Origin of the sequence: Streptomyces diastatochromogenes (assembly GCF_002242805.1) — a bacterium.
Classification (GTDB): Bacteria; Actinomycetota; Actinomycetes; order Streptomycetales; family Streptomycetaceae; genus Streptomyces; species Streptomyces diastatochromogenes.
This window is the reverse complement of record NZ_MCGQ01000035.1, coordinates 86,867-94,713: the sequence shown is the minus strand read 5'-3', so window position 1 is coordinate 94,713 and position 7,847 is coordinate 86,867. Positions and strand designations below refer to the sequence as shown.

Below are 7,847 nucleotides of genomic sequence, written 5' to 3'. Positions count from 1 at the left end.
GGGCGCCCGGCGTGAGGGCGCCCGGCGTGAGGGCGCCCGGCGCGGGCATGTTGTGTCGCGTGGGTCCGGGTGCGGCAGTGGACGGCGGTGTGGACCGCTTCCTGGTGGGCAGCTCCAGCACCGGCGCTTTCCGCTCGCCCGACCCTGACCGCTCGACCGGCCCAGGCAGCTCCGCCGACCCCGACCGCTCAACCGACCCCAGCCGCTCGACCGACCCCGGCACCTCCACCGACCCCGACCGCTCAACCGACCCCAGCCGCTCGACCGACCCCGGCACCTCCGCCGACCCCAGCCGCTCCGCCAACCCCGGCGAGTCCGCCACCCGCTCCCGCACTCCGGACCCGGCGGACGGCACCGACGCCGGCTCCGCCTCCGCCAGCACCCCCTCCGGAAGCAGCACCACCGCGGTCGTACCGCCGTACGGCGAGTCCCGTAGGTTCACTTCGATGCCGTGGCGGGCGGCGAGGCGGCCGACGACGTACAGGCCGAGCCGGTCGTGCCGGGTGGGGTCGAAGGCGTCGGGGTCGGTGAGGGTGCGGTGGGCCTGTGTGCGCTGCTCGGCGTCGAGGCCGAGCCCGCGGTCGTCGATCTCCAGCACGAAGCCGCTGCCGACCTGTGCGGGGCGCAGCGTGACCTGGGTGTGCGGCGGCGAGAACGCCGTGGCGTTCTCCAGGAGTTCGGCGACGAGATGGACGACGTCGGCGACCGCGTCCGCCGCGACGCCGACCTCGGGCATCGGCGGCACCACCACGCGCGCGTAGTCCTCGATCTCGCTCACCGCCGAGGCCACGACGTCCGCGATCGGCACGGGCCCGCGCCAGCGGCGGCCGGGCGCCGAGCCGGAGAGGATGATCAGGCTCTCGGCGTGCCGGCGCATCCGGGTCGTCAGATGGTCGATGCGAAACAGCTGGCGCAGGATGTCCGGGTCGTCGGTGCGCCGCTCCAGCGTGTCGACGAGCTTCAACTGGCGGTGCACCAGCGCCTGGTTGCGGCGCGCGATGTTGAGCAGTACCGCGAACAGGCCCCGGCGCAGAGTGGCCTGCTTGACGGCGGCTTCCACGGCGGCGAGCCGCGCGGTGTTGAAGGACCGGCCGACCTGGCCGATCTCGTCGTCCCTGGTCCCGTCGGCGGCGAGCGGCGGCGCCTCGGCCAGCGCGTCCACCTCCTCGCCGGCGCTCAGCCTCCGCATGACGTCCGGGAGTTGCCGTGTGCTGAGCACGTCGGCCGCGTCCCGCAAAGTCTCCAGACGCCGCGAGATGCGCCGCGCACCCCGCACCGCGAACCACAGGGACAGCGCCACGGCGGCCAGCCCGACCGCGCCGACGACGGCTGCCTTGGTCAGCTCGTGGTAGGCGAAGGCCCGGCCGCGCGCCGCGGAGTTCTCGGCGGAGCGGGTGCACAGCTGCATGTAGCGCTTGACGGCCCGGTCGGTGGTCGAGCGCCAGGTGTCCGCCGCGACGGCCTCCCCGGCCCGCCCGGCACCGGCCCGCAGCAGCGCGTCCTCACCGCGCGCCAGCGAGCGGTACAGGTCACCGCGCTGGAACTCCTCGAACAGGCCGCTCGAGTCGGCGGGCAGGTCCGGTACGTAGGTCCGCTCGAAGACGCGCCGGTCCTCGATGGTGGCGGTCAGGGTGTCGTACTGCCCGTCGGTCAGGGTCCCGGCCGCCCGTGCCCCGGCGACCAGGGCGTCCTCCCGGGAGACGAACTCCCGTACCCGCACCAGCTCGATGACGACCTGTGCCTCCCGGGCGAGCTGCCCGGCCTGGAGCGCGGTGAGCGTGGACTGCACGTCGAAGCCGGGCTCGACGAGCGCGCTGTACTCGTCGACCGCCCGGTCCCAGGTGATGGCCCGGGACAGCACGCGCTCGCGCAGCCCCTCCAGCTTCCCGGTGGCGGCGACCATGGTGTCCAGGGCCTGCCGCTGCCGGTCCGTGAGCCGGCCGCGGTCCCCGTCCCGGACCGCCTGGCTCAGGGCGTCGACGGCCCGGTCGGTACGGCGTTCCTGTCCGAGCAGGTCGCCCGCCGCGGTCGTGTCGAGGCGGGCGCCCAGGTAGGCGGCGGACATCCGGCGTTCGATCTGGATCTGCCCGATCGCGGTGTCCACGGGGGTGCCGAAGTCCTCGTACACCCCCTGGAGCCGGATCAGTGCGCGCAGTTCGGCGGTGACCGACACCATGGCGAAGCTCCACAGGGCCATCAGGGCGACGGCCGGGGCGAGAGCGAGCGCCACGATCCGCGTGCGGACGGTGGTGGGACGGCCGACGGGCCAGCGCATGGTTACCTGCCGGTGTTACCAGTCAGTAGTGGCGGAAAGTCCGGCACAACCTACGGGATCGTCACCTGGTCCGCAATGGTGACCTGCGGTAACCCTGGGTCACCTACGGGGCAGCGCGAACGTGGTCACGACGGCCGCGTGGTCCGAGGGCCAGTCGTTGCCCGCGACGTCGGGCCACGGGCGCGGGGTGCCGATGACGAGGGTTCGCGCGTCGCGCACGGTCAGGCCGCGGTGCAGGACGTAGTCGATCCGGTCCTGCGGTTCCGGGCGTCCGCTGCCGTCCTCGTGCACCGGGTGGATCGGCGACCAGGTGTGCCCCGGCTCGGCCACCGGGTCGGGGTGCGCCTCACGGTAGGAGTCGGCGAAGCCCGCGTCCGCCGCCGCCCGCGTCACCGGCCACTCCACGTCCGGCCAGTCCAGGTGGGAGGGGCAGTTGAAGTCGCCGACGAGGACGACCGGAACGCCTTCCGCGGACGACGCGGCGATCCGGCGCAGCGCGTCCCGCATCTGCCCGAGCCGTACGTCCTCGTGGGCGATCAGCTCGGGCGCCCCGAGCCCGTCGAAGGCGGCCTCGTACGGCCCGTACGGCGTGTAGTGCAGGTGGGCCGTCCACACGTCGACCTCGCGGCCGGGCGCGACCTGGATCCGGACGCCGGCGGCGCCGTAGAAGCCGACGTCGGGGTCGCCGAAGCGGGCGGTGATGGGGTGCCTGCTGATGACGCCGAGGTTCTCCCCGGCCCGGTGGTGGTGCCAGCCGAGCGCCTCGGCCAGTTCCTGGGCTGCCGTACCGGCGGTCTCCTGGAACCCGACGACGTCGGCACCGCTCTCCAGGACGGCCTTGACCTGCTTGGCGCGGTGGTCGTCGACCTCGCCGCCGCCGAGCCACAGGTTCCAGCTCATGACGCGGAGTTCGGGCACGATCATCCGGCGCAGCTCCTCGGGCGTGACACCGACGAGGCTGTCGCGCACGGTCCGCCCGGGTGCCGCGCCGATCGGCGCGAGGGACGGCACCGCGAGCACGGCGCACCCGGCGGCCTCGGCGGAGGCCACACCGGTCTCGGTGTCCTCGACGGCGACGCAGGCGGCCGGTTCGACGCCGAGGGCCCGGCAGGCGGCCAGGTAGGGGTCGGGGGCCGGCTTGGTGCGGGCGGTGTCGTCGGCGGTGACGGAGACCGCGAACCGTCCGGCGCCGAGCGCGTCGAGCACGACGTCGGCGACCGCGCGCGGGGACGCGGTGACCAGCGCGGTGGGGACACCGGCCCGGGCCAGCGCGTCCAGCAGGTCGAGCGCGCCGGGGCGGGGCACAATCCCGGTGCGGACGCGGGCGGCGAACTCCCGGTGCAGTTCGGCCGCGAGGTCGGCGGCGGCCAGGCCGGTGTCGGCGCCGAGCCAGGCGGCGGTGTGCTCGACGGGCCGGCCGAGCACCTCCGGCTGATCGGCCTCGGTCAGCGGCCGCCCGGCGACCAGTTCGACCGCCTCCCACCACAGACGCTCGGTGTCGACGAGCGTGCCGTCCATGTCGAACAGGACGGCCTGCGGCAGGTGTTGAGGGGTGTGGGGGGTCACGTTGTCGTCGTTCCTCACTTCTGGATACGTTCGGCCACCAGCACCGGCCGCTCGGGCAGCGACACGGCGACGGGGGCTCCGGCGCCGAGCCCGGTGGCCTCGTGGGCGGGCAGGTCGGCCTTGGCCTCGGTGCCGTCGGCGAGCCGTACGGTGACCCGGACGACGGCGCCCAGGAAGGCGGTCGCGACGACGCGGGCGCTGCCCTGCTCGTCGGCCTGGACCTGGAGCGACTCGGGCCGCACCAGTACGTCCACTGCACCGTTCGGCACCTCGCCGTCGGCCGGCAGCCGCCGCCCGAGCACCTCGACCGTGCCGTCCTTCAGCTCGCCCGGGATGCGGCTCATCGTGCCGACGAACTCGGCGACGAAGGCGGTGGCGGGGCGGCCGTACAACTCGGCTGGTTCGGCGCACTGTTCGAGCCGTCCGGCGCGCATGACGGCGACCCGGTCGGCGATCGAGAGAGCCTCCTCCTGGTCGTGGGTGACGAAGAGGGTGGTGATGCCGAGTTCCTGCTGGAGCCTGCGGATCTCCTCGCGCAGGGTCAGGCGCACCTTGGCGTCCAGCGCCGACAGCGGCTCGTCGAGCAGCAGGACGCGCGGGCGCAGGGCGAGGGCGCGGGCGAGCGCGATGCGCTGCTGCTGGCCGCCGGAGAGCTGGTGCGGGTACCGCTCCCCCTTGTCACCGAGCCCGACCAGCTCCAGCAACTCGGCTGCGCGGGCCCGCCGTTCGGCCGTACGGACCCGCCGCATGCGCAGCCCGAAGGCGACGTTGTCGACGGCGTTCAGATGCGGGAAGAGGCTGTACGACTGGAAGACCATCCCGGCGTCGCGACGGTGGGCCGGGACGTGGGTGACGTCCTCGCCGTCCACCAACACGGCGCCGGAATCGGGGTGTTCGAACCCGGCGAGCATGCGCAGTGCGGTGGTCTTGCCGCAGCCGGAGGGGCCGAGCAGGGCCAGGAACTCCCCCGGGCGGACGGTCAGGTCGAGTCCGTCGAGGGCGACGGTGGCCCCGAACTCCCTGCGCAGTCCCCGGAATTCGACGGTGGCGGCCTTTTCGGCGGTGGCCTTCTCAAGCGTGGTGACGGTCATGGTTCAACCCCGGGAGGAAGCGGTTTGGGTACGTCCGCCGGCGCCGGCGAGCGCGAGCAGCAGAGCCCAGGTGACGAGCAGGCTGAGCACGGACACGGCGACGGACATCTGGGCCTGCGAGCCGCCGACGTTGTAGATCCACACGGCGAAGGGCTGGAAGCCGAGCAGCCGGGCGACGGTGAACTCGCCGAGGACCAGCGCCAGCGTGAGGAAGGCGGCGTTCAGCAGCGCCCCGCGCAGGTTCGGCAGCACGGCCCGCACCAGGGCCTGCGGCCAGGAGGCGCCGCAGCTGCGGGCGGCCTCCACGAGGGTGCGCACGTCGATGGCGCGCAGGCCCGCGTCCAGGGCGCGGTAGACGAAGGGCAGCGCCATCACGACGTAGGCGAGGACCAGCACGACCGGGAAGCTCGGGTTCTGGATCGCCACGAACGTCTGGAACAGCGGGGTCCTGGACAGATGGTCCGGGCCCCACTTGAGCACGGTCACGATCCCGGCGACGAACGCGATCGGCGGCACCACCAGCGGCAGCGAGCACACCACCTCCACCACCGGCCTGAGCCGGGGCGCGCCGAGCCGCAGCGCGACCACGGCGGGCACCATCAGCAGCAGGACCACGGCGATGGTGGCCACGGCCAGCTCCAGCGAGAGCAGCAGGCTGGAGGTGAAGCCGTCGGTGGACAGGATCTGGGTGTAGGCGTCGAAGGTGACGCCCTGGCCGGGCACGTCGACCGTGAAGACCACGGACGCGGCGAGCGGCACCAGGAAGTACAGCGCGGCCAGGCCGAGGACGGCCCAGCGCCAGGGGGTCAGGCGTCGAGCCATCGGGCGCTCCGTCGTTGCAGGGGCAGGTACACGGCCATCACCAGGCCCGCCACCAGCACCATGTCGAGGCTGAGGGCGAGGGCGACGTTTTCCTGGCCGACCAGCACGTTGCCGGAGAGGGCGTCGGCGATCTGCAGGGTGACCAGCGGCACCGCGCTGCCCACCATCGCGGCCGCGGTGGCGTAGGCGGCGAAGGCGCTGCCGAACAGCAGCACCAGACCGCCGAGGAGCGAAGGTGCCAGCACGGGCAGGGCCACGTGCCGCCAGTACTGCACACCGGTGGCGCCGTTGTTGAGCGCGGCCTCCCGCCACTGGACGCGCAGGCCGTCCAGGGCCGGGGTGATGGTGAGGACCATCAGCGGGATCAGGAAGTACAGGTAGACGAGGACCAGGCCCCAGAAGCTGTAGAGGTCCCAGCCCTTGTCGGTGAGGCCGAGGTGCACGGTCAGGACGCCGGCGTTGCCGAGGGTGGCGACGAAGGCGAAGGCCAGCGGGACGCCGCCGAAGTTGGCCAGCACGCCGGAGGCGGTCAGCACGGCCTCGCGCAGCGCGCGGGAGCGGGAGCTGACCACGGCCTGGGCGAGCGGCAGCCCGAGCAGGGCCCCGAGCCCGGCGGAGATCGCCGACAGCTTCACGCTGCCGACCAGCGCGGTGAGGTACGGGCCCTGCAGCGAGGACGTCAGGTTCGCGCCGGTGTAGGACGTGGCACCGGTCGTCTGGTCCTTGGCCGTGAAGGCGCCGTCCAGGATGGCCAGGGCGGGCAGGCCGAAGGCGATCGCCGTGAACACCAGCAGCGGCACCACGGCCAGCCAGCCGGGGGCGCGGCGCCGCCGCTTCGCCGAAGCGACGGGCGCCACGTCCGCACGCGGGAGAGCGGTGGTCATCCGGAGACGGCCTTGCCCCAGCCCTGAGCGATGACCGTCTTGGCCTTGCTCTGCTGGTCCTCGGTCGGGAAGGAGGGCGTGCCGGTGACCTTCGGGAGCTTGGCGGCGGCGGTCTTGTCGAGGGTGCCGGCCTTCTCCAGGGCGGTCATCAGGGCCGGGCGGGCGTAGCCCTTGAGCCACAGGTTCTGGCCCTCGGCGCTGTAGAGGTACTCCTGCCACAGGCGGGCGGCCGCCGGGTGCGGGGCGTCCTTGTTGATGGCCTGGGAGTAGAACATGGCGTACTGGCCGTCGCTCGGGATGGCGACCTTCCAGTCGACGCCCTTGGACTTGAACTCGTCGGCGTAGCCGGCGTTCAGGTAGTCCCAGTCGATGCTGATGGGCGTCTCGCCCTTCTCGACGGTGGCCGGGGTGGACTCGACGGGCGTGTAGTTGCCGTTCTTCTTCAGCTTGGCGAAGAAGTCGAGGCCGGGCTGGATGTCGTCGAACGAGCCACCGTTGGCGAGGGCGGCCGCGTAGACGCCACCGAAGGCCGAGCCGGACTTGGTCGGGTTGCCGTTGAGCGCGACCTGGCCCTTGTACTGCGGCTTGAGGAGGTCCTTGAAGGTGGTCGGGCAGGTCTTCACGCGCTTGGCGTCGCACCCGATGGAGATGTAGCCGCCGTAGTCGTTGAACCAGCGGGCCTGCGGGTCCTTCTGGGCCTCGGCGATGTCGGCGTAGGAGGCCACCTTGTAGGGCGCGAGCAGGCCCTGCTGGGCGGCGCTGAGGGCGAAGGAGGAGCCGAGGTCGAGGACGTCCGGGGCGCGGTCCTGACCCTTCCGCGAGGTCACGGCGTTGATCTCGTCCTGGCTTGAGCCGTCGGGGCTCTCGTCCTCGATCTTGATGCCGTACTTCTTCTGGAAGCCGTCGATGAGGGCGCCGTAGTTCGCCCAGTCGCGGGGCACCGCGATGATGTGCAGCGTGCCCTCCTTCTTGGCCGCCTTGACGAGGGCGTCGAGACCGCCGAAGTCGGCCGCGGAGGTGGCGGTGGCGGCGCTCTTGCCGTCCTTGGTCTTGGTGGACGCGTTGTCGGGGGCGGCGCCGCAGGCGCTCAGCGCGAGCGCGGCGACGACGGCGAGGGAGCCGCCGAGGACGGCGTTTCTCGGCAGGGACACGGTCACGGTCTCTCCAGGGGTGCGCACGAGGGTGGTGGCGGTGCGTTTGAGAACTGCG

6 protein-coding genes are annotated in these 7,847 nt (G+C 73.0%); all 6 read right to left on the bottom strand.

What is annotated here, in order from left to right:
* Nucleotides 1-2,275, bottom strand: a 2,275-nt coding sequence (locus BEK98_RS34995) for a sensor histidine kinase (RefSeq protein WP_244202109.1), incomplete at its 3' end; no start/stop codon positions are given.
* 99 nt (nucleotides 2,276-2,374) lie between these two features.
* Nucleotides 2,375-3,841: an HAD-IA family hydrolase gene (locus BEK98_RS34990; RefSeq protein WP_094220768.1), complete on the bottom strand. Its 1,467-nt coding sequence runs from the start codon at nucleotides 3,839-3,841 to the stop codon at nucleotides 2,375-2,377.
* A gap of 14 nt (nucleotides 3,842-3,855) precedes the next feature.
* Complete coding sequence (locus BEK98_RS34985; protein ID WP_094220763.1) at nucleotides 3,856-4,932, bottom strand: ABC transporter ATP-binding protein; 1,077 nt, start codon at nucleotides 4,930-4,932, stop codon at nucleotides 3,856-3,858.
* 3 nt (nucleotides 4,933-4,935) lie between these two features.
* Entirely contained in the window at nucleotides 4,936-5,754 is an 819-nt protein-coding gene (locus BEK98_RS34980; protein ID WP_094220762.1) for an ABC transporter permease, read from the bottom strand.
* On the bottom strand, nucleotides 5,739-6,638 hold the full coding sequence (locus BEK98_RS34975) for an ABC transporter permease (RefSeq protein ID WP_094220761.1): 900 nt from the start codon (nucleotides 6,636-6,638) through the stop codon (nucleotides 5,739-5,741). Before BEK98_RS34975 ends, BEK98_RS34980 begins: the two co-directional genes overlap by 16 nt.
* Nucleotides 6,635-7,795: an ABC transporter substrate-binding protein gene (locus BEK98_RS34970; protein WP_094220760.1), complete on the bottom strand. Its 1,161-nt coding sequence runs from the start codon at nucleotides 7,793-7,795 to the stop codon at nucleotides 6,635-6,637. The genes BEK98_RS34975 and BEK98_RS34970 overlap by 4 nt, the downstream gene beginning before the upstream one ends.
* Between the last annotated feature and the right edge of the window lie 52 nt (nucleotides 7,796-7,847).